The 19,692-nt window shown below is 58.3% G+C and carries 15 protein-coding genes and 2 pseudogenes; 10 read left to right on the top strand and 7 right to left on the bottom strand.

Features of this window, described 5'->3' with window-relative positions:
• Both BN1233_RS44950 and BN1233_RS26570 read left to right on the top strand, forming a co-directional pair.
• Nucleotides 1-179: pseudogene (locus BN1233_RS44950) on the top strand (amino acid ABC transporter ATP-binding protein); the annotation flags it as partial.
• A gap of 219 nt (nt 180-398) precedes the next feature.
• Complete coding sequence (locus BN1233_RS26570; protein ID WP_046866668.1) at nt 399-1,247, top strand: fumarylacetoacetate hydrolase family protein; 849 nt, start codon at nt 399-401, stop codon at nt 1,245-1,247.
• Nucleotides 1,248-1,724: 477 nt separating this feature from the next.
• On the opposite strand, the gene BN1233_RS26565 is transcribed toward BN1233_RS26570, so the two are convergent.
• The gene (locus BN1233_RS26565; RefSeq protein WP_046866667.1) at nt 1,725-2,372 is read right to left on the bottom strand and encodes a GntR family transcriptional regulator; all 648 of its coding nucleotides are present in this window, start codon (nt 2,370-2,372) and stop codon (nt 1,725-1,727) included.
• A gap of 198 nt (nt 2,373-2,570) precedes the next feature.
• On the opposite strand from BN1233_RS26565, the gene BN1233_RS26560 reads away from it, so the two are divergent.
• From BN1233_RS26560 to BN1233_RS26545, 4 genes are all read left to right on the top strand, one after another.
• Nucleotides 2,571-3,527, top strand: coding sequence for a Bug family tripartite tricarboxylate transporter substrate binding protein (locus BN1233_RS26560; protein ID WP_046866666.1), 957 nt, complete (start codon nt 2,571-2,573; stop codon nt 3,525-3,527).
• A gap of 70 nt (nt 3,528-3,597) precedes the next feature.
• Complete coding sequence (locus tag BN1233_RS26555) at nt 3,598-4,047, top strand: tripartite tricarboxylate transporter TctB family protein (protein ID WP_046866665.1); 450 nt, start codon at nt 3,598-3,600, stop codon at nt 4,045-4,047.
• Nucleotides 4,048-4,065: 18 nt separating this feature from the next.
• Complete coding sequence (locus BN1233_RS26550; protein WP_046866664.1) at nt 4,066-5,607, top strand: tripartite tricarboxylate transporter permease; 1,542 nt, start codon at nt 4,066-4,068, stop codon at nt 5,605-5,607.
• Nucleotides 5,608-5,609: 2 nt separating this feature from the next.
• Entirely contained in the window at nt 5,610-6,749 is a 1,140-nt protein-coding gene (locus BN1233_RS26545; protein ID WP_046866663.1) for a mandelate racemase/muconate lactonizing enzyme family protein, read from the top strand.
• Between the two features lie 383 nt (nt 6,750-7,132).
• Here the strand turns inward: BN1233_RS26545 and BN1233_RS46120 are convergent, their stop codons facing one another.
• The 4 genes from BN1233_RS46120 to BN1233_RS26525 all read right to left on the bottom strand — a co-directional run bounded on the left by BN1233_RS46120 (nt 7,133) and on the right by BN1233_RS26525 (nt 15,376).
• On the bottom strand, nt 7,133-7,618 hold the full coding sequence (locus BN1233_RS46120) for a hypothetical protein (RefSeq protein WP_147707565.1): 486 nt from the start codon (nt 7,616-7,618) through the stop codon (nt 7,133-7,135).
• Between the two features lie 990 nt (nt 7,619-8,608).
• Nucleotides 8,609-9,958, bottom strand: coding sequence for an McrC family protein (locus BN1233_RS26535; RefSeq protein ID WP_048710350.1), 1,350 nt, complete (start codon nt 9,956-9,958; stop codon nt 8,609-8,611).
• Complete coding sequence (locus BN1233_RS26530; protein WP_046866907.1) at nt 9,955-12,255, bottom strand: AAA family ATPase; 2,301 nt, start codon at nt 12,253-12,255, stop codon at nt 9,955-9,957. The genes BN1233_RS26535 and BN1233_RS26530 overlap by 4 nt, the downstream gene beginning before the upstream one ends.
• 544 nt (nt 12,256-12,799) lie before the next feature.
• Nucleotides 12,800-15,376 (bottom strand): patatin-like phospholipase family protein, encoded by a 2,577-nt coding sequence (locus BN1233_RS26525; protein ID WP_046866661.1) that lies wholly within the window; start codon nt 15,374-15,376, stop codon nt 12,800-12,802.
• Nucleotides 15,377-15,548: 172 nt separating this feature from the next.
• On the opposite strand from BN1233_RS26525, the gene BN1233_RS26520 reads away from it, so the two are divergent.
• The 3 genes from BN1233_RS26520 to BN1233_RS26510 are packed head-to-tail and all read left to right on the top strand — an operon-like array spanning nt 15,549 to nt 17,892.
• Nucleotides 15,549-16,040, top strand: a complete 492-nt coding sequence (locus BN1233_RS26520; protein ID WP_046866660.1) for a TIR domain-containing protein — start codon at nt 15,549-15,551, stop codon at nt 16,038-16,040.
• A complete protein-coding gene (locus BN1233_RS26515) occupies nt 16,015-16,698 on the top strand; it encodes an Nmad2 family putative nucleotide modification protein (protein ID WP_244471053.1) in 684 nt (227 codons plus the stop codon). Before BN1233_RS26520 ends, BN1233_RS26515 begins: the two co-directional genes overlap by 26 nt.
• Before the next feature lie 18 nt (nt 16,699-16,716).
• Nucleotides 16,717-17,892, top strand: coding sequence for a nucleoside triphosphate pyrophosphohydrolase family protein (locus tag BN1233_RS26510; RefSeq protein ID WP_046866659.1), 1,176 nt, complete (start codon nt 16,717-16,719; stop codon nt 17,890-17,892).
• 3 nt (nt 17,893-17,895) lie between these two features.
• On the opposite strand, the gene BN1233_RS26505 is transcribed toward BN1233_RS26510, so the two are convergent.
• Nucleotides 17,896-18,570, bottom strand: coding sequence for a uracil-DNA glycosylase (locus BN1233_RS26505; RefSeq protein ID WP_197094656.1), 675 nt, complete (start codon nt 18,568-18,570; stop codon nt 17,896-17,898).
• Between the two features lie 229 nt (nt 18,571-18,799).
• On the opposite strand from BN1233_RS26505, the pseudogene BN1233_RS47310 reads away from it, so the two are divergent.
• Nucleotides 18,800-18,966: pseudogene (locus BN1233_RS47310) on the top strand (IS5/IS1182 family transposase); the annotation flags it as partial.
• Nucleotides 18,967-19,474: 508 nt separating this feature from the next.
• Here BN1233_RS47310 and BN1233_RS49200 read toward each other — a convergent pair.
• Nucleotides 19,475-19,692 (bottom strand): hypothetical protein (locus BN1233_RS49200; RefSeq protein WP_046866657.1); only part of this gene is annotated, 218 nt, incomplete at its 5' end.

Raw genomic sequence — 19,692 nt, 5'->3', positions numbered from 1 at the left:
CGGAGGAGGGCATGACCATGCTGTGCGTCACGCACGAGATGGGCTTTGCCCGTCAGGTCGCAGACCGAGTGATCTTCATGGATTACGGCCAGATCGTCGAGATGAACACGCCAAAGGAGTTCTTCACGAACCCTCAGCACGAGCGCACCCGACTCTTTCTCAGCCAGATCCTGCACTGAGCCGTCTCGCGGCGGGACCGGGGCCCGTCTTCAACCGCTTCTGGTGCACATACAGACGACATCCGGTGACCGACCGTAATCGGCCGCACCAAGTGGTTGCCACGCAAGAGTGTAAGCTGCGACTCAAGAGGTAGGGGCTGTTTCTGCTATAGGGCGAGCCGGCAAACACTGGTGTCGCGACGTGAAGGTTCCATCAAAGTATTGAGGGAGGGTGAGATAATGAGATTGTGCCGAATTGGTGAGGTTGGTACCGAAAAGCCTGGAATGATTGACGCGGCAGGGAATATCCGCGATTTGTCGTCGATCTACTCTGATATCGATGCAGCATTGATTTCGCCTCGGGGGATCGAACGGCTTGCAAAGGTCAATCCGGAGCACCTGCCCCTCGTCCAAGGTGCCCCACGTATCGGCGCGCCTGTTAGCGGCACATCGAAGTTCATCTGCATTGGCTTAAACTATTCGGATCATGCGCTAGAATCTGGGCTTGAGGTGCCGAGTGAGCCGATCATCTTCTTGAAAGCGACAAGTGCAATCTGTGGCCCCAATGATGACATCATCCAGCCAAAGCATTCGAAAATGCTTGACTGGGAGGTTGAGCTCGGCGTGATCATCGGAACCGAAGCGCGTTACGTGTCGGGGGACAGAGCGCTCGACTACGTTGCAGGCTATTGCGTCGTGAACGATATCTCCGAACGTGCATTTCAGATGCAGTCGTCCCAATGGGACAAGGGCAAGGGCTGCGATACGTTCGGCCCAATTGGCCCGTGGCTCGTCACCACTGACGAGATCAGAGATCCGCAGAATCTCGAGATGTGGCTGGATGTTAATGGCGAGCGTATGCAGGCGGGTAACACCCGCACGATGATTTTCGATGTGCGAACGATTGTCTCCTACTGCAGTCACTACATGACGCTTTTGCCCGGCGACATTATTGCTACCGGCACGCCACCAGGCGTCGGAATGGGCAAGAAACCCGATCCGATTTGGTTGACAGCTGGCGATATCGTCACCCTGGGTATTCAGGGACTCGGCGAGCAGAAGCAAAAAGTCACGGCATGGCTGGGCTAGTATCTCTGTGCTGGCGACCACAACCGGCAGGCCGCTGGGTGGTATCACCGTCGCCCTCGCAAGGCTCTGCCCAGAGTGAGCGCCACAGTCGTGGGTAGCCAGTTGGGCTTCCGCACCGGTGTCGGTTCGCGGTAGCGGCCGGCCCGGATGTCGCTACTCTCGAGCGGATCGGATGCAGATGGCCCCTCCGCAGTGTTCGCAGCTGGGGTATTGCTCGCACCGGCAGCCTGCACCAAGTTCCGACATACCCCAGCAGGCACAACCGGGGCGAACACCCATCCGAAGAGTAGAATACCGGTTGGCTCGCAGCCGCCGGCACGACCCAGTGGCTTACCGGTGTTGGCCCGGCGGCCGGTGGAGGGAACAATTGCCTAGCGCAAGCTGGAGGCCATGAGCGGCTAGTCGGAACGGCGAGATGCCGCTCCATCACGCCCGGACTGCCCGGCACGTGTCACTCCTTGGGACCCCTGTTCCTCGTTATTCACGCTCCCCTAAGAGGCCTGCTTTCACCATTCTGCCCAAGAGACGATCCCGCGCGTTGCTCAAATGATCGAAGACCGCGCGGCTGCATCGACCTGCGTCCGCGCTCACGAGAGCGTCGAGGATTGAGGCGTGTTCCCTGATGATCGGGCGGCGGTCGTCAGGTATGTAAGCGTCCAGGCTTTGCGCTGCTGTGCGCACAATCAAAGTTCGCGCCGCGAGCAGCTGGACTGCTTCAGGGTTGTCGGCCACCGCATAAATGCGGTCATGAAAACTGATATTCAGGGGAACTGACACCGCGACATTATCAGCCCTCACAGCCTCGGCATACTTGTCGTGAAGGGTCCGAATCTCTTCGAGATCGCCAGCAGACGCCTTTTCGGCCGCACGGTGTGCCAGCATGGATTCCAGGCCCGCCCGGATATCGTACATGTTGCGGATGTAGCGTGCCGAGAGGGCCTCAATCCGGAAGCCTTTATGGGCCAGAGAGACCAGGATGCCTTCGCCTTGTAGCTGGCGAAGCGCCTCGCGAATCGGCATGTGGCTGACGTTGTAGCGAGCCGTCAGCATTTCGATCGTCAGGTGATCCCCCGGTTGGAAGCCTTGCGTAATAAGATCGCCGACAATGGCACGCTTCACCCGCACATACGTGGGTTCGTTGAGGGCCGGGCGGGCTGACAGGCTCGTATCCAGTTTTCGTCTCCCTACTGCAGACCGGACTTAGTGAGGCATTTGCCCCAGCCGCAAGCACGGCGCAATCGCTACCAGCTTAGCCATATTGACCGGATTTGCTATTTGCGCAAAGATCGGCTGGTCAGAAAAATCAGCCGGGGAGGCACGCTCATGAAGTTACGGCACCTTGCTCAAGCCGTTGGCACTGCTTTCGTCCTGATGGCCGGGACATCCGCTGCCTTGGCGCAGAACTATCCCTCGAAGCCAATCGAGCTCTATGTGAACTACAGTGCGGGAGGAGGCACCGATCTCAGCTTTCGCGTGTTCGCTCAGTTCTTGCAGGGAGTCCTCGGCCAGCCGGTCGTCGTCGTCAACAAGCCGGGCGCCGGGGGTGTGATTGGTGCTACGGCGCTCGCAAAGGTTCGCCCCGACGGTTACACGATCGGGAACCTCAATCTTCCGGCTCTCGATGCGAGCTTTGCCAGCAAAACCCTGCCGATGGATCCCCGCAAGGCGTTCGTGCCCCTTGGACACGTCATGTTCGATCCGGCAGTTATCGCCGTCAGCGCAAAAAGCAAATTCTCCAGTCTGGGCGACGTGATCTCGCACCTGAAGGCTAACCCGAGCGGCGCGTCTTATGCGGCCACGGGAAAGGTTAGCACCGACGGATTGACGGCGCTGGCCATCGAGAAGGCTGCCAACGTCAAGTTTCGCATCGTCAACTTCGAGGGTGGCAAGGACGCCATCACAGCCGCGCTCGGTGGTCACGTTGATGCGGTCGGCCTGACGATCTCGGAGGCACTGCCATATGTCAAGGACGGCAGCATCAAGCTCTTGGGTGTCGGAGGCACAACGCGCAACCCGGATGTCCCGGATGTGCCGACCTTCGCTGAGCAGGGCTTCCCACTGATGATCAATGGCTCGAGCCGTGGTCTCATCATTCCAGCGGGAACCCCAGACGACGTCGTCAAGGAACTTCGGGAGGCCGTCAAGAAAGCCGCGGCGGATCCTGCTTACGCGGCCAAAGCGAAGGAGCTCGGTCTCCAGCCCACATATGTCGCCCCCGAAGACGTCGCCAAGCATATGAATGAGGAGATCGCTTGGCTTCAATCGGCGCTGCAGGACTGAGGCATGCTTCGGGCGAGGCGCTGCCTCGCCCAATTCTCTGCCGTGCGTCACGGGAATCGGGAGCGCCACTATGTGGAACATTGAGCGCGCGCTTGGCATCGCTCTCTTGGCTTTTGGTGGAGTCATTGCGCTTTCGACTGCCTCCTTGCCGTTCTGGGAGGAATTCACGCTGGGTCCCGGAGCGGCTCCCGCCATCTATCTCGCCGGACTCGTAATCTGCGCATTAGGGCTGGTGGTGCGGCCATCTCCCACGAGCGTGGGCAGCATCTTCGCAATCATCTCTCCGCCCGGCCGGAATGGATTTCTGCTGCTCGCCTTGGCGGTGCTCCTGACCCTTTCTGTCTACGCTGTCGGCTTTCCAGCTAGCATTTTTCTCTTCTGGCTGGCCGTGCTGGTGCTGATCCAGGGCTGGCGGATACCCTTGGCCGCTCTGTTCAGTGCGCTTTGGGCGGCCTCGCTCCAAATCGTTTTTGGCTGGCTGCTCGAGATCCGGTTTCCCGATGGATTTCTCCTCGGATGAGCTAGCGAGCGACACCCCATGGAGTTTCTAAGCGCCTGGTCCTCATTGCTCGGTGGCTTCGAGCGCATGATGGATCCGCACCTTCTCCTGATGTGCTTTATCGGGACCTTTGCCGGTACCCTGGTCGGCGTGCTGCCGGGGCTCGGCCCAGCGGCGGCCGTCGCGATCTTGCTCCCGATGACCTACGGGGCCGACCCGCTGTCAGCTCTAGTCGGCATGGCGGGCGTTTACTACGGAGCGATGTACGGGGGCACCATTACCTCGGTGCTGTTGAACGTCCCCGGGGAAAGTGCATCGGTCGTGACCACGTTCGACGGCTATCCGCTCGCGAAGCAGGGGCGGGGTGGCCTTGCCCTCGGACTTGCTGCAATTGGCTCACTGGCGGCCGGGACCATCGGGCTCATACTCCTCACGCTCATGGCAGTGCCACTTGCCCGTGCGGCGCTCAGCTTCGGCCCGCCCGAATACTTTGCAGTTATGCTGCTCGCCTTCACGTTGGTCTCGGCGCTATCGTCCGAGAGCATCCTGAAAGCCGGACTGTCGCTGTTTCTCGGGTTACTGCTATGCACCGTGGGGCAGGACGTCGTGTCCGGCACACCTCGCCTGACCTTTGGCTCCATGGAGTTGCTCGACGGCGTCAACTTCCTGCCCGCCGTCGTTGGCATGTTCGGTCTCGCCGAGGTGATGCAGGGCGTCATTCATCGGTCGGAGTTTGCGCTGGCCGGTCGGACGAAGTTGAAGCTGAAATCCATCTTCCCCTCGCCGAGTGACCTTCGCGAAACCTACGGCAGCATCCTGAGAGGCGGATTCCTCGGCTTCATCTTCGGGTTGCTGCCGGGTACCGGCGCCACGGTTGCGTCCTTCATGTCCTATGGGGTCGAGCGCCGCCTCTCGAAAACTCCTGAAAAGTTTGGCCACGGGGCTTTGCAGGGAGTCGCCGGCCCGGAATCGGCCAACAACAGCGCGAGTTCCGGCGAATTCGTGCCGCTGCTGGCATTGGGGATCCCCGGATCGGCCACGACCGCGGTTTTGATCGGCGCCTTTGTGCTGCTTGGCATTCAGCCGGGCCCTCGGCTTTTTGCCGAGCATCCCGACATTGCATGGGGGCTCATCGCGAGCCTCTACGTCGGCAACGTGATGCTCTTCGTCCAGAACACCGCGATGATCCCGTTCTTTGTCTGGTTGCTGATGGTTTCTCAGCGGTGCCTGCCAGTCGTGGTTGCCAGCCTCTGCTTTATCGGCGTCTACAGCATCAACAATGTCATGTCGGACGTGTGGATGATGCTGGCGTTCGCCGCGCTCGGATACATTTTCAAGATCTGCAATATCCCTCCAGCCCCGCTGATCATTGCATTGGTGCTTGGACCGGCAGCTGAGAACGCCCTTCGTCAATCGCTCGTGATTTCCATGGGGTCGCCATGGATCTTCTTCCTGCGGCCTATTTCGGCGGGACTGCTCGTCCTTGCCGCCGGGTCATTCTTCCTGCCAATGCTGCAGAGCCTGCTCATACGGCGCGTGGCGCCAGTCGAAGCAACCATGTTCACTCCGGAGAATAAGTGACGATGCGTGTCGTCGATGTGAAAGCCTACCCGATTTCGGTTCGGATCCCACCAGAGCGCCAAAACAGAATCGGCATTGGAAAGCTCGCCAAGCGTGATGCCGTTCTGGTGAAAGTCACGACGGAAAGCGGCCTCGTTGGCTGGGGCGAATCGCACCATGGCCGCAATCCTGGCGCAGTGGCGAACATCATCAACAACACCATGCGCCCGCTCGTGGTCGGCATGGACGCGTCCGACGTGTCGGCGATCTGGACCAAGATCTACAGAGCACAGGTTGCGAGCCACGGCTTGGGCGCGGGTTCGGTGATCGCCATGAGCGGCGTCGACATGGCGCTTTGGGATATTCGCGGAAAGGCAGTCGGATGGCCGGTCTACAAGCTGCTCGGCGGCGGTTCGCGTCCGATACCCGCCTATGCGGGCGGAGGTGGCGCGCTCGGCTTCAATGAGCCCTCCGCCTTGGTCGATGAGGTCGCCCGGCTCGTTGAGATTGGGTTCAAGGCTGTGAAGCTCAGGATCGGCGATCGCGTGGATCGTGATCTTTCCCGCGTGGAAGCCGTGCGAAAGGCCTTTCCGGCGATTGCGATCCTGACGGACGCCAATGCCGCTTACTCCCTCGACGATGCGCGCAAGGCGATGCCGGTTCTGGCAGAACTCGACGTGTCCTGGCTCGAGGAACCCTTCCCAGGAACGGATTTACGATCATACAAGATCGCGGCGGGATTTAGCAGTACGCCCCTCGCGCTTGGCGAGAACCTCTACACCAGGTTTGAGTTTACGGGGCATATCGAGCAGGGCAGCGTCCGGATCCTACAGCCGGATGTCGGCAAGGCAGGTGGCTTCACGGAAATCACGCGCATCGCCGCGGTAGCATCTGCCTGGAACATCGCCATCCACCCGCACGGGGGCGTCACGGGCCTTGACCTCGCGGCAGGAATTCATGTCCTAGCATCCATCGACAACGGTGGATACTTCGAGTCGAGCGAAGGCTACAATCCCCTTCGGGAAGGACCGTTCAAGCAAGCTCCTTACACGATCGACGCGAATGGCTGTGTGCGTCCGTTGGATGCGCCCGGCATAGGTCTTGATGTCGATGAGACCTTTATTGCCGCCAATCCGGTCATCGAGGGGCCAGGGTTTGTATGAGGAACGGCAGCGAGTGCTAGCGAGGCCGAGAGGGCAACTTCGCCAGTATATCTCGTGACGTGATTTGCACAGGAATGGCCGGCGGTCAGTGCTGCTATGGACAGAGTGCTATTTGCTGTTCTGGATCGTCCGAAAACGCTGGCCGTGGATCCGATCGATTGGTCGACTCAGTCGCTCCGGAACTCGCGGCGAGTTCCAATCGATCATTCATAGCCTGCTGACGCGAGATCGAGCTTTCCGATGAGGAGAAGGAGAGGCGCTGCTTCGCTGGAGAGCCGAACGCCTTTGGGAATGTCACGAGTACAAATCCTTCCCCGCACTGTATAGTGGTTGTTGCTGATTGTGGGCTCGGGCCAAGGCCCGAGCCCACCACTGCTCAGGTATTACCCAGGATAGAGCAGGGCGATTTCGTTTCGCCGACGGGTCACGGCCGGTTCCTTATAGTCGCGGAACCGCAGGCGAAAGACCTCGCCCAGTGCTTCCAGCACGATCGCCTCGTACCAGCCTTCCGATTCGGGGTCACGCACCAGCACGGTATTGCCGACCACGATGCTGTCCCAGTCGGTTGGCGCTTGGGACTGCGTGGTCGGAGTGCTGGCCCCCCCGACCGGCAGGCCATTCGGTGATATCACCGTCCCGGCCGCAAGGCTCTGCTCGGAGCGAGCGCCGCACTCATCGGCAGCCACTCGGGCGTCAGCACCAGAGACCAGTGCGCCGTCGCCGATGGGTGGCGAACAGCCGCCGGTCCGGACATCGCCACTCTCCACCGGATCAGATGCAGGCGGCTCATCCACAGTCGGGCGGGTGCTTGCACCGGCAGCCTGTACTAGGTCGCGATAGACCTCGGCAGGAACAACCGGGGCGAACACCCGACCGCTCCGGGACACCCGTCCGGAGGGCACCCGCGCCGAGAGATCGCGCCGGATATCGGGAGTGAGTTTGCATGTGACGTAGCCGGCGCGCGCGGCAACTTTTGCTGCCTGAGGTTCATCATCGCTTCCGAACCATGCTGTGCGTGCTTTGCGCTTTCGATCGATGCCGAACACGAGGAGCGTCGGCTCGGTCTGGGAACGAGCATTGGACGAAGAGACCCGTCGTATAACAGCCTCCAATTACGAAGAAGGGCCCCGAAGGGCCCAGTCCAAGTCAGGTGCACGGGATGCTGTGCTCGCGCTCTCAAGTATAAGAATGCAGCTATCATGTGCATCTCCGGGCGCCAGTCCATGTGGTTGGCTATTAGTTCAGCAAACAACACATAAATACTACAGAAAAACTCGAAAATCGCAATCAAAATTGGCAGCTTGGCTGCAAAATACGTACGAGCTGAGTTGCTGATTGCTGTGCTGACGCCAGCTTGGCCGTAAAAACAACTTAAGCGTGGCTATTGATCGCCTCATGAAGAAACTTGGCTGTATCGGTTTGTGCCGGTTCATTTCCTTTCCGGTCGGCGGAAGGCACAAAGTCATTGCAGAGTCTGAATCTTGCGCACAGCATGATCATGCAGCATGGCCGACGCGCAGGTTCTCAGGACACGTCAGCCGGCCCTCCGAGACTGTTGTGCCGAACTAGGTGAAGTGATCCTGCCAATCCGGATACAGGCCTCGTTCTGCGCTTGGTAATATGTTGCCGCTTCCGAGGCAGATTGGAGTAGGATGTATCTCTCCAGGCCCTCTTGTAACCAAAGAGCCTATCGGGCTCGACCGACTCTCGCTGCGAATTGCAAGAGCTTCGGCATCTTGGGATCAGTATCTCCAGTATCGGGCGGCTGTCGGGTAGGGTCTCGTGATGCAGTATGACATCGAGTGGATGATACCGCCGACATCACGCGAGCATGCATCGTTGCGATAAACTCTCGCACATCAACTGCGAGGTAGGGGCGGTAGCGTGAATGACATCGGAGCAGGCACGGAGCCAAACGCAAGCGCTGCAGCAAGCCTTCGGCATTGCTCTTGACCGACCTCGGTTTGGCACCTGGCAACTGCGCCTGCTAGATCGAGAAGATTGACCGGACGCAGCACAACTTTGGCCTCGAGTGATCCTTTGAGTGGGTCACGAAGCTGCACGATTTGCTCGCGCGCTGAGTCCGCGAGGCTTGGATAAAGAATAGTCGCTTGGCGAGCCTTAGCCCTGTGCCCTAAGGCATACAATGCAAGCTGGTACAACATCTCTCGCGGAAGCGCCTGGTTCCACAGATCACGATACTTGGCATCTAGCACCGCAACGACCCGCTTTCCCTCAAATACCACGAAGTCCGGCCGGGGCGTCGGGGCTTTGCGGCGGTGCGGGTTTGCGCTGTCGTCATAAGCAAACATCTCATGCAGTCGATATTCATCGCGGACTGTGTGGTTTGGGAGATGCTCACGCAAAAACCGGGATAGCAATCCCTGGAAGAAGCGGTTCATGTCGAACAGAAAGCTTGCAAGGGTGATCCGTGAAGAGGCCTGCTCTAGCGAAACACCGGATCCCTCAAGAAGCAGTTCAATGATGTTGAGCGACGGCTCGTATGCTCGATGGCGCCGGTCCATGATCTGTCTGACCCGCTCAACATCCCGCAAACCAAGTGCAAGGGGAGGCACCGTCGCTTCCAGGAATTGGGCAAGCCGCCGAGAGCGTGAGCGAAGCGCCGGGTCGTTGGCGAGTTGCGCGCCAAGTCGGAGCCCACCTAGCAGCACCTGGTTCATGAGCGTCGCTTCCGTCCGCGGGTAGTGGATGGAGGGCAGCACCGACTTCGCTTCCGCGGCAATTCGAGGGTATGCCCCGAAGTCGATCCGGCCCGCCGGGCTGCTCAAGTCCTCGCGCCGCGCTTTATAATCGCGGTGAAGACCTCGGCTGAGGAGCTCCGAGACCTCGGCGGCGAGTTGGTGGACCAAGAGATCCTGAAATGTCGCTTGCGATGGAGCGTAGGCCACGTCGGCGTAAAGGCTCAAGTCTCGCAACCCATAAGCGTACCGCAGCAACTCCAGCAGCGGCGCACCGGTGATCTTCGAGCTGATTGTGATCGAGACCTCGCCGAGGTTGATGCGCCCGACCCACGACGTTGTTCGAATCTCTAATCCGCAGGCAAGCTCCAGGACCTCAAGCCTGCCGCTTTCCGAAAGCTCCCGTGCGACATCCCGGTGGCCGCTGGCGAGGGCTCGTCCCGCGAGCGCCGCATGGGTCTCTGGGGTCAGACGCGCCCATTCTCCAGTCTGGATCGCGAGGTCGCTCATTCCTCCGGCTCGTCCTCATCAGGGCTATCGAGGACCCCTGTGTCCTCTTCCGCCTGAGCCACTGCGGTGCCGGAGGTAAGGATTTCCGGGAAGGGTGCCAGGAGAGCCTGGACCAACTCGCCGGACTGGGACGAAAGCAACAGCTCCTCTTTGACACGCTGATTGCGTTTGTCGAAAAGGCCAGGACCCAGGATCCTCTCAAGCGCGTCGAAGTCCTCGTAGCAATACTCCTCGAGCAGCGGAACGATGTCCTCTGCGAGAACGCGGGAAAACCTGGTGAGATCGGTGATCGGGCGCCCGTCCTCAAGAAAGTAGGCGTGGCCGATCTGCAGGTTGCGCGCATCGCGGCCAACATGCTCCCGAACGCTTCGATTGATCGCTGTCAGCCATGCCCCCAATGGAATGCTGCCATTCACCATGGCGCCTGCAAGCAGATGCGGATCCGGCAACAGCTCGACGAAGCCGAAGCGACGACGGAGCGCTGTGTCCAACAAAGCAATAGATCGCTCGGCAGTGTTCATCGTGCCGATCACGTGCACGTTCGGCGGCACAACGAATCGCTCACCGGAGACGGGCAAATGCAACGCGTGTCCTCTCTTGTCTTTCTCGAGAAGCGTGATCAACTCACCGAAGATGCGCGGAATATCACCGCGATTGATCTCATCGATCAGCAAGAAGAACTTGCGATCCGATTGCCGGGCTGCATCCAAGCAAAGGCTCTTGAAGATGCCGTCCCTGCGTTCGAACGCGAGCTGGCCCGAACCGGTGACGCTGGGACGATAGCCCTCCAGGAAGTCCTCGTAGCCGTATCCCGGGTGGAATGTGCAGACCCGCACGAGGCCTGGTTGTCCGGCTGCACCTTCCACGGCTCGCCGCTCGGCCGCATCGAGAGTCGCGTGCGACTTCCCAAATGCTCCCAGCGCCGCAAGATCGAAGGCCGTCCTTCGAGCCCAGTAGGTCTTCCCCGTACCCGGCGGGCCATAGAGGATCGCTTGCCCCTTCCGCTCCAGGATGGCTTGCAGCCGGCCGGTAACGCCCTCCAGCCGTGGGGAAGACCTTGCCGGCAGCTTGCTGGCGCCGGCCGGCCCGTCCGAGCGAGGGTCCAGCAGCCGCTCCTCGACCGCAACAAGGTTCTCCGGGTGGTTTCGCAGCGGGAGGAACGTGGTTTGTAGCCCCTCGCTCGTCGGCAGCCGCCACTTTGATGTGTCCAGCCAGTCCGTTGGCCGCCGATGTGGAGCCCCGGCATTGGTGGCTGGGTCGAACGCATAAGGTCCCGTGACACGTCCAACCGCGAGGATTTGGTCGCCATCGGCTGCGACGACCAGGTCGCCTTCATCCACCCCGGCTACGAAGTTGAAGACTTCACCCGCTTTCCGAGTCGCGACCGATTGATTGTCCGGATAGTACAGCCGGCGCATCTCCGCCTTCAGCCTCTCCTTGCTGTCCTTGTTCTTGGTGACCCATTCCAGGTTTCCAAGACCGTCCCAGCCGATGGCGATCGACCCAATGTCGCACATCAACGACCAGATATTTTCGTGTTCTGCAAGGCGCGTGCCGATGCGCCAAACTCGATAGGGTCGCCCGTTCGTGCGGTTCAGGATCGTGGTGAGGTGATTGATGGGAATGCCGAGCTCAGCCGCGATGGCGACGTACCGCCCGGCGGCTACATATCGGCCCTCCTCTCCGGGAGGCTTCTGCAGGAGCTTTATGAGATGGAACCGCTGGAAGCCCTCAACATGGAAGTCGTCGAGTTTATCGGGGTGGATCAGGCTGAAATATTTGTGACCCCACGCGGTTCCGCTAACGTCGGGCGCGCGGTCGGCCAGGGATTGTTGTAGAGTCGCATAGTCCGCATCCGTGCCGTTGGCCGGGAGTTTCTGCAGCAGGCCCGACCCGGCAACAAGCTGGTCCCGATGTTTGCGCGCGATCTGAATCGCGTCCTCAATGGTGATTTCGACTTGGTTCGAGGCGTGACCGGTCATCCAGGTGCCGGTCTCCTTCCGCTTGTAGATCCCGAATTTGAGTGCATTGCCACCAGCGATGCTTCCAAAGATGGCGGGAAACTCATCGTCATTCTTGAATTCGAGCCAGTACACGAGACTGTCGTGGTTCCCGTGGGAGTGCATCATGTTCAGCAACTCCTCGCCGTCCAAGGCCTTGAGCCGATCGGGGCCGAATCGGCTTTGGAACAATGCATAGCAGTCGTGGAGTTTGTCCGCTGGAAGGAGGTCTCCATTCTCGAGCATTTCGTCTCGCAGCGACTCGAGCTTACGTCGTATTCTTTCGTCAAGTGTCATATTCGATTCCAGAAAAGAGTCCGCCAATTCCAAGGTTTTCGGGTGTCATCAAGGAAGAGCCGGTGGAGAGAGGATGCTGTGCAGGAAGCGCGCTGCGCCCTGCTGCTCAATGACGTGCTTGTAGCAGAAATCACAGCACAGTGTTGCTTAACGGACTTCCACCGCGTCCTGCGCGCCTATGGCCGCGAAAACTTCACACCATAGTCAAACAGGCTCTTAGTCACCGAAGGCTTTAATGCCTCATGCACTCAGAAGTAATCCAGTCCCGGCACAACGAAGGTGGGCGGCGACGGTTTGGCGCGGACAGGAATGCAAAGGAATGCCGGTTCGCGTTGGAATTATGAAACTGCGGCGCAAGGTCGGCTCGCTGGAGCTACGTCATCCGGACAATGGCTGTGGCAATCTCGCGCAAAGTGTAGGCTTTGTGCATCCGCGGATCCTGCCGCGAGCGGACAGGCAGCCAAACACCTTAAGGATTTTCACGGACCAGCAGTAATCTGGAACTATTAAACGAATGAGGATGCTCATTATTCTGTGTTGCTTGTTATTGATCTGCTTGTTGAGCGCGTTGATTGCTGGATATTGGCCGCAATATACTGTGGCCAATGCAACGAAACCACTCTTCCAGTAGAACATCCTTCTGGTTTAGCGGACCTGTGATCGCGGGCAGAAACATCTTTTCCCCCACGTGTTCCCCAAGAGACCGGTATGCCTCGAATTGGCTTTCGGAGAAGAACTGATCAGCGGTTGAATGGTGTGGAAAGGCCGGCTCATCAAGCTTGTAGCGCCTGATATACTCTCCTTCATTGCCTGTCAGCGAAAGCTTCATATAGAGGAGGTAACCGATTTCCTTTGGCGCGTGATCTGGGCCTTGAGGGTAGAATATCCTGCAGAGCTGAAAATGCGACCGGCTATTGCCAGCCTCTCCAAGCCTTAGGTCGTCTAGGTTCAGATCAAGCACGATCCCGAAATCAATATAGGCGAGCCGTTGCAGGTTTGTCAGTGCGTGGAATGTCATCGTTGGGTCGTTCTCGCCGTCAACGGCCACAATAAAGCGGCATCGACGCTTTAGCAGCTCGTAGACGCCTAGATTCTCAATGTGGCCGCCGTCGGAGATGTTTAGGAGTGCGCCATGCTCGTCGGCCGTGGCAGTCATTTCATTCACTAGCTGCCACACACCCGGCCGACCTGACGTGTTCCCGGGTCTGCGAAGCCAGATGCCTAATCGAAGGTTGAGTGCTGTTAGCCAGAAGCTTGCGTAGCGTTTTGTTCGTAGGCCCAATTGCGGTGAGACCGCAGCGCCGGACAAAGCGATCGTGGATCCCAGATCGAGGTTGGTGTTGGACTGTTCCCAGCTAGGTGTGTCGAAATAGCCCAAGATACGCGCACCCGCTGCCACGGGCGTGATTGCGAAAACATCCGACAGACGCCCTCGCATGACCGGATCTTTTGAGTTTGGAATGTTTAGCGCGCAGTTGATGATAGGAAACAGTGCCCGGCGCCCGTCGAACGTGCTCAGATTCATCGGATCTGCAGCATCACCGGAGGGTTTGAGCAGGAATGCATCGGACAGTTTGGCGCGATAGTAATGATGCAGCGACGCGACATTGATGTCGAGAAATAGCCACAGGAAGAAGAGGATGCTTGCCGCCAATCCTGCGCAGATGATCCCGGTCAATGCGTCGCTATCAACGAAGAAGGTATAAAAAAGGGACTCGGTTATAAGCAGAAACAATACTGAAAATGCCGTCAGGAGTGTGGGACGCACCTTTTTAAATTGCGAGAATATCGCCGCTGCTGCTGCGAAGCCGGAGATTGATAGTGCGAGCCAGGTCACAATAGCACCTGGGGTGACCGTTGCGTGGGTTCCGCTCGCTTGCGTGCCGACAACAAACAGATCCGTGAGGTAGCGCACGCCGGCGTGGAGCAGGTGCAGGACGAGAACGACCAGGGGAAAAAGAATCAGAACGCCAAAAAACGACATCAAAAACGATGGTTTATTGTAACGGTAGAACGTTTTACTTGCTAGGGGAATAATCAGAATCCCGATGGCAGCAACGATTGGCAGGAAGGCCGAAAGCATATCCATCATGTTTCCGGGAATGGCGCTACGGACAGCGAACTCCCCATAAGCGAAGATGGCGATCAACAGTGTGACAACCAGCAGATTTATAAAGATGCCGTGCGCCTGAATTGTCCCAAGCGCTAGGCGTTCGAGAAATGAACCCGACAGGTAGCTGGCGCCGTGACGAACCTTTCGCAGGATGAGCGACTCGCCTTCATCCCTCTCAAATGGCAGTTTATTCGCATCCAGTCCGAAGCGGGGATCATTCTCCGGTCCTCCGAGAAGCTGCGTCAGGAAGCCAGCGGCAAATCCGCCGCCCGAGACACTAGAGATGTAGTCGAACTGAGGCAGAAGATTTCTGCGCGCCAGAGCCGCGAGCACGCCAATCGCAAATGTTGCACTTCTGATCCCTCCGCCGGAGAGCGCAATCCCTGCAGCCCAGCTCCGCTCCGGGTCGACTTCATATTGCCGTCGTCGGGAAAGGATGAATTCCCGCTCCCGCGCCGCTAACTCGTCGGTGCCATTGCGAAACCCCATGGGACGCCACACAGGAGATAGCTGCATCTCCTCATCAATGGCTTCATGCGAGGGATTTGACCCTTGAGGCGTAGAGTACCCATCATATCCGGCGATCAACTGCAATGCTTTGTCCAGGTCGAGCAAAGCCCGCTGCACAACCTCCAACTCTGCCCGAAACTCGTCGCTGGTGTCTAAGGCGCGGAGCCCTCCTGACTGGCTGACCGAATGCCAGCGGGCAGTAAATGGACGAACCCTTGAATTCAGCACATGCCAGGCCATAATTTCGAAGGTGCTGCAGCCAAGATTCGTCAAGCAGAAGGATCTGGTCTTCCCGAACAGCTCGAAAATGCTGGTGAGGGCAGCCTCCTCGACGCCTTGGCTGTAGTCGAGATGCTGGGTGGCGACCCGCGAGACAAGTTCGATGTGGAGCGACAGGGCGGCACAGTGATCCGCTTCGTTCGGCGCCCATGGTCGGTCACCATGCTCCTTGAAGAAGGTCTCATCGAACGCCGCGCTTGGCGAGAGCGCCGGCCGCATCGTTTTTTCCCACGTTTGTGTGCCCTTGCCTCCCAAAGTTTCCGCTCTCCCATCATTTCGTCGGCTTCAGAAATCTCCTGCTGACGCCGGTCAGACTAGCCTTTGTACGCGACTTGTTACACAATGTGACGCAAATCGGATAGGTTCGCAGAGCTATATAGGAACTTCGAGAATGTCGAAACGCAGGCACGTGTTCATCAGCCACCACCATGCTGATGATGATCACGTGACCAAGCTGACCAGCTTGCTCGGCCGCAACGGCTTTGAGATCCGCAACAGCTCGATCCGTGCGAAGCCCTCGAACCAGGCCCGCCTGGATGCCGGGAAAATTCCAGAGCGGACGCTCAAGCGGCTGTTGCGGATGAAGATGTCGTGGGCCGGAACCGTAATCGTCCTGATTGGCAAGGAGGCTCATAAACGCCCATGGGTGGATTGGGAAATCCGCAAGGCAGCGGAACTGGGGAAGCGGATCGTGGGCGTCTATACATACGGAGGAACGAAGGCAGACATCCCACCTGCCTTCGAGAAGTACGGAAGTTCACTGGTGAACTGGAACTCTGACAGCGTCATCGACGCGATTGAGGGTAAAGACAGTCCGTTCGAAGACCCCGGCAGCACCACCCCGCGAGAGCCTGTACATGCCGCACCGCCGTCGCGGTGCTGAACCCGCTATGCCTAACGTCTACATGTACGTGGTCGCGAGAGACTTCGGCTTCGCTCCGAATCCTTTCCACAGCGTATGCACTCTGGCTACATGCAAGCCTATGATCCGTCGGAAAGCTCAGGTTGGCGACTGGGTTATTGGCATGGGCGGAGCAAAACTCGATGCAGTCGGCCGATGTATCTACCTCATGCAGGTGACCGACACGCTCACCTTCGACGCGTACTGGAACGATCCTGAATATCACTGCAAGCGGCCCGTTCGCAATGGCAGTCGCGTGACGATCATGGGCGACAACATCTATCATCGGCCGGTAGGAACGACCGCGTGGGTCCAGGAAGATTCGCACCACAGCCAAATAGACGGCAGACCAGAACCGTCCAATATCAAGAACGATACTCAGACCGATCGAGTATTGCTCTCCCGCAATTTTTTCCACTTCGGAGATGCAGCTCCCGCGATTCCGGAAGAGATTCTCACTCAACTTAAGTACAACAACGGGAGAGGTCATCGAATATATACCGTGGCTCAAGCCCAGCCATTGCTTGACTGGATTCATGCCGCATACAAGGGACGCGTCAACACCGTCACCGGCGATCCATATCAATTCATGAAAAGCAGTTCGCGCTACTCGAAGCGTATGGACAAGATCGTCGAATAGCAAAAAGGTTTTCTCCTCATGAGCGAGTTTTCAGCCGGCACCTTGACGCTTGATTCGTATCAGAAGGCTGCCCACAAAACAGACAAGCTCTTCAAGACCGACCGGGGCCTGTCGTTCCCCCTTCTGGGCATCTTCGGAGAAGCCGGAAGCATATTGAGCGAGGTAAAGAAGAAGCAGCGGGATCGGACCGCCTATACTGGCTATCAGAAGACCGTGATTGAGGAATTCGGCGATACGCTATGGTATCTCAACGCGATTGCATGCAGGTCAAACATCAGCCTTGCCTACATCGGGCATAACATCGATCGGCCGGTGGAAGATTGGCAGTTCTCTGCGCCGGAAGACGTTAAGTTTGTCGATTTGCAGAGGTCGTTGAGTACCAAAGCCTCTGAACCGAGTAGCCAGTTCGAGCGACGCTTGCTCAAGCTGGCCTCGGAGGTCGGTCTTCTGGCCGTCGATTTTCAGGCCGGCCGGCTGGAGGACAACCAGGCTTCGATTGTTGGCAGGCTCGTTGCCATAATGCGGTGCTTGAGAGACGCAGCCGAGGAAGCCGGACTCAGTCTTGCCGACGCGGCAGCGGAAAATCTCAGGAAATCATACGACCGCTGGCCGCAGCAAAAGCGTTATCCGCCGCTACTCGACGAGAATTTCCCGGAGCACGAACAGCTTCCTCGGCGGTTTGCTTTGACCCTTATTGAAAACGGTGAACCCGGGAAGAGGCAGGTTACGCCTTACTATGAAGGCAAGCCGCTCGGTGACAAGCTGACGGACAACCGCATGGAAGACGATGACTATAGATTCCACGATGCTTTTCACATGGCGTTCGCCACAAAGCTGGGATGGTCGCCTAATCTCAGACGCCTGTTGAAACGCAAGCGCAAAAGTGTTCCGAAAATCGACGAGGTCGAGGATGGCGCGCGAGCGGTGTTGATCGAAGAGGGTGTCTCCACCTGGGTGTTTAACCACGCTCAGCGGCTAAACCTGTTCGATGGCGTGCCCGCGCTCGACTACGGCCTTCTGAAGACGGTCAGAGAGTTTGTAGATGGATACGAGGTTGCGAGCATGCCGTTATGGCTTTGGGAGGAGGCCATCTTGTCGGGCTATGCCGTCTTTCGCCAACTTCAAGCCAACCGCGGTGGCGTTCTCACTGCGGATCTCGAGAACAGAACGATTGGCTACTCCCCACTTTCGTGAATTCTAGCTCAGCGACAGTGACAGTTGCGGGCTCTCCCAACTGGCCTTTGGAAGCTTATACAACGTTGTGATCCCGGCCATAAACTCCGTCTGTCCTCCATAACTTGGATGTCTCACTCCGACGGCAGCAATATCGAGGTCTGCCAACGCGTTTTGCGCATCTTTTCCGATCGCAACCACATGACGCGGGTTCAAGGTGCGAAGGAGCCATACCAGTAGGCTCTTGCAAGCCTGACGTTCCGCCCTCGTGTGGCACCTGTTAGAAAGGGGATCGCCTTGCTCATGGGGATGAAGGGGAAATACGTTCCACAAGAAAACGGGGCGTCCGAGAGTCTCCAGCATGCGCCAAATGATTGTCGCAGTGCGCTCCGCTACCATTGGCCCTTTCGTCGCTCGGGAAAGGGAGGTGCAGCCGAAGATCGCAGCATGGGATGATAAATGGGCTTCGTCTGTCAGAGGCAGTCCTGTCCGTCTGCCACCGCGATAGCCGAGGTCGCGGCCGATCCATAAGGAATCGATTCCGTTCGTTGTTGCCGCGAGAAGTATTGCCTCCAGATTCTTCCGGCGGATATCTGGAGCCTCATCGACATCGTGGACTGCGCACTTATCAGAGTATGGATTAAAGGCGTGAGGAAACCTGAGCTGCGAAAGATCATCGAGAAAATCGTCGACGTTCACGCTATCCATCTCCGCTCTGGCAAATCAGGGGTGAGCACCGTTGAAGACCGCGGCCACTGCAACGTAACTGCAGGTCCGATATATGACACAAAGCACCTAGCAAGGGAATCGGGCATCGCTCCGCCACGAAAATCGAATCCAAATCGGTCACACCTGTGATCCACTGGTAACAGCCCCATTTTTGAAGGGAGCACTTCGATTTGCGTTGTAAGCCGCGCGGCAAGGTTGCAAATGCATCGAGATGCTGTTTGCCCATCTCAAGCGCAGCCTCAAGATGGGATGTCGGCGGCTGCGCCGTCCGTGCGGGCTCATGATGAGTTCCTGCTGGCTGCCACTGCCCAGAACTTGAGGAGACTGGCCAAGCTAAGCCTTGCATCAGGGCCTCAGATGACCTAAGGGGCCTGAGAAGGCGTGAAGGGCACACTTCACCTCGAACCCAACTTTAACAACGCAAGCTTCATCGCTGTCCCAACCCGTCTAGATGCGGACTTTTTCAACAAAATCAGCACGAAGCTGACATTGATCCAACTTTCACTTTGAGTTCAGCTGGGTACTGTCGATCGGGTGCCAGCTATCGGACTACGACCCACTACATGCTCCGCTCGACAATGCTACACAACGGTGCTACACAGGGTGGAATTAAATGCCGCCTAAGTAACTGATCCTGCAATTGTTTTATTGCAAAGTTGGCAGTCCTCTCCTGGGCACCATCGAGTCCATCCGGAAATCATGGTGTCCAGCCCAGTCGCCGGGTGAGGAGCATGGCAGAGGTGGCGATGAATGTGAAGGTTTTCGGATGCCGGCCGCTCACGGACCGTGCCGCGCACTCTGGCGGCCGGCGTCGGAAAACCTCCAAGGGAGGAAACCGCGGGAGATGAGGGTGTGACGGTGCCGGACGCGCGACCTATGGGGATTTGAGCGCTGCGCCGGTTGGATCGAGGTGGGCTGAAGGCGATCCGCAGAGACGCTCGACACGGTTGAGACGCGCAATCGAGCCATCTCGACCCGGATCGCCGGCATCGAGGGGCAACGAAGCGGCGCCCTGTTGATCACCAAGGTCACCATTGGGCGGAGCAGCGCCCTTGCGGGTGGAGGACCCGCGATCGGCGTGACCGGTCTTGA

Origin of the sequence: Microvirga massiliensis, from assembly GCF_001006805.1 — a bacterium.
Lineage (GTDB): Bacteria > Pseudomonadota > Alphaproteobacteria > Rhizobiales > Beijerinckiaceae > Microvirga > Microvirga massiliensis.
Note: the sequence above shows the minus strand (reverse complement) of the source record. Positions and strands in the feature narration are given on the sequence as shown.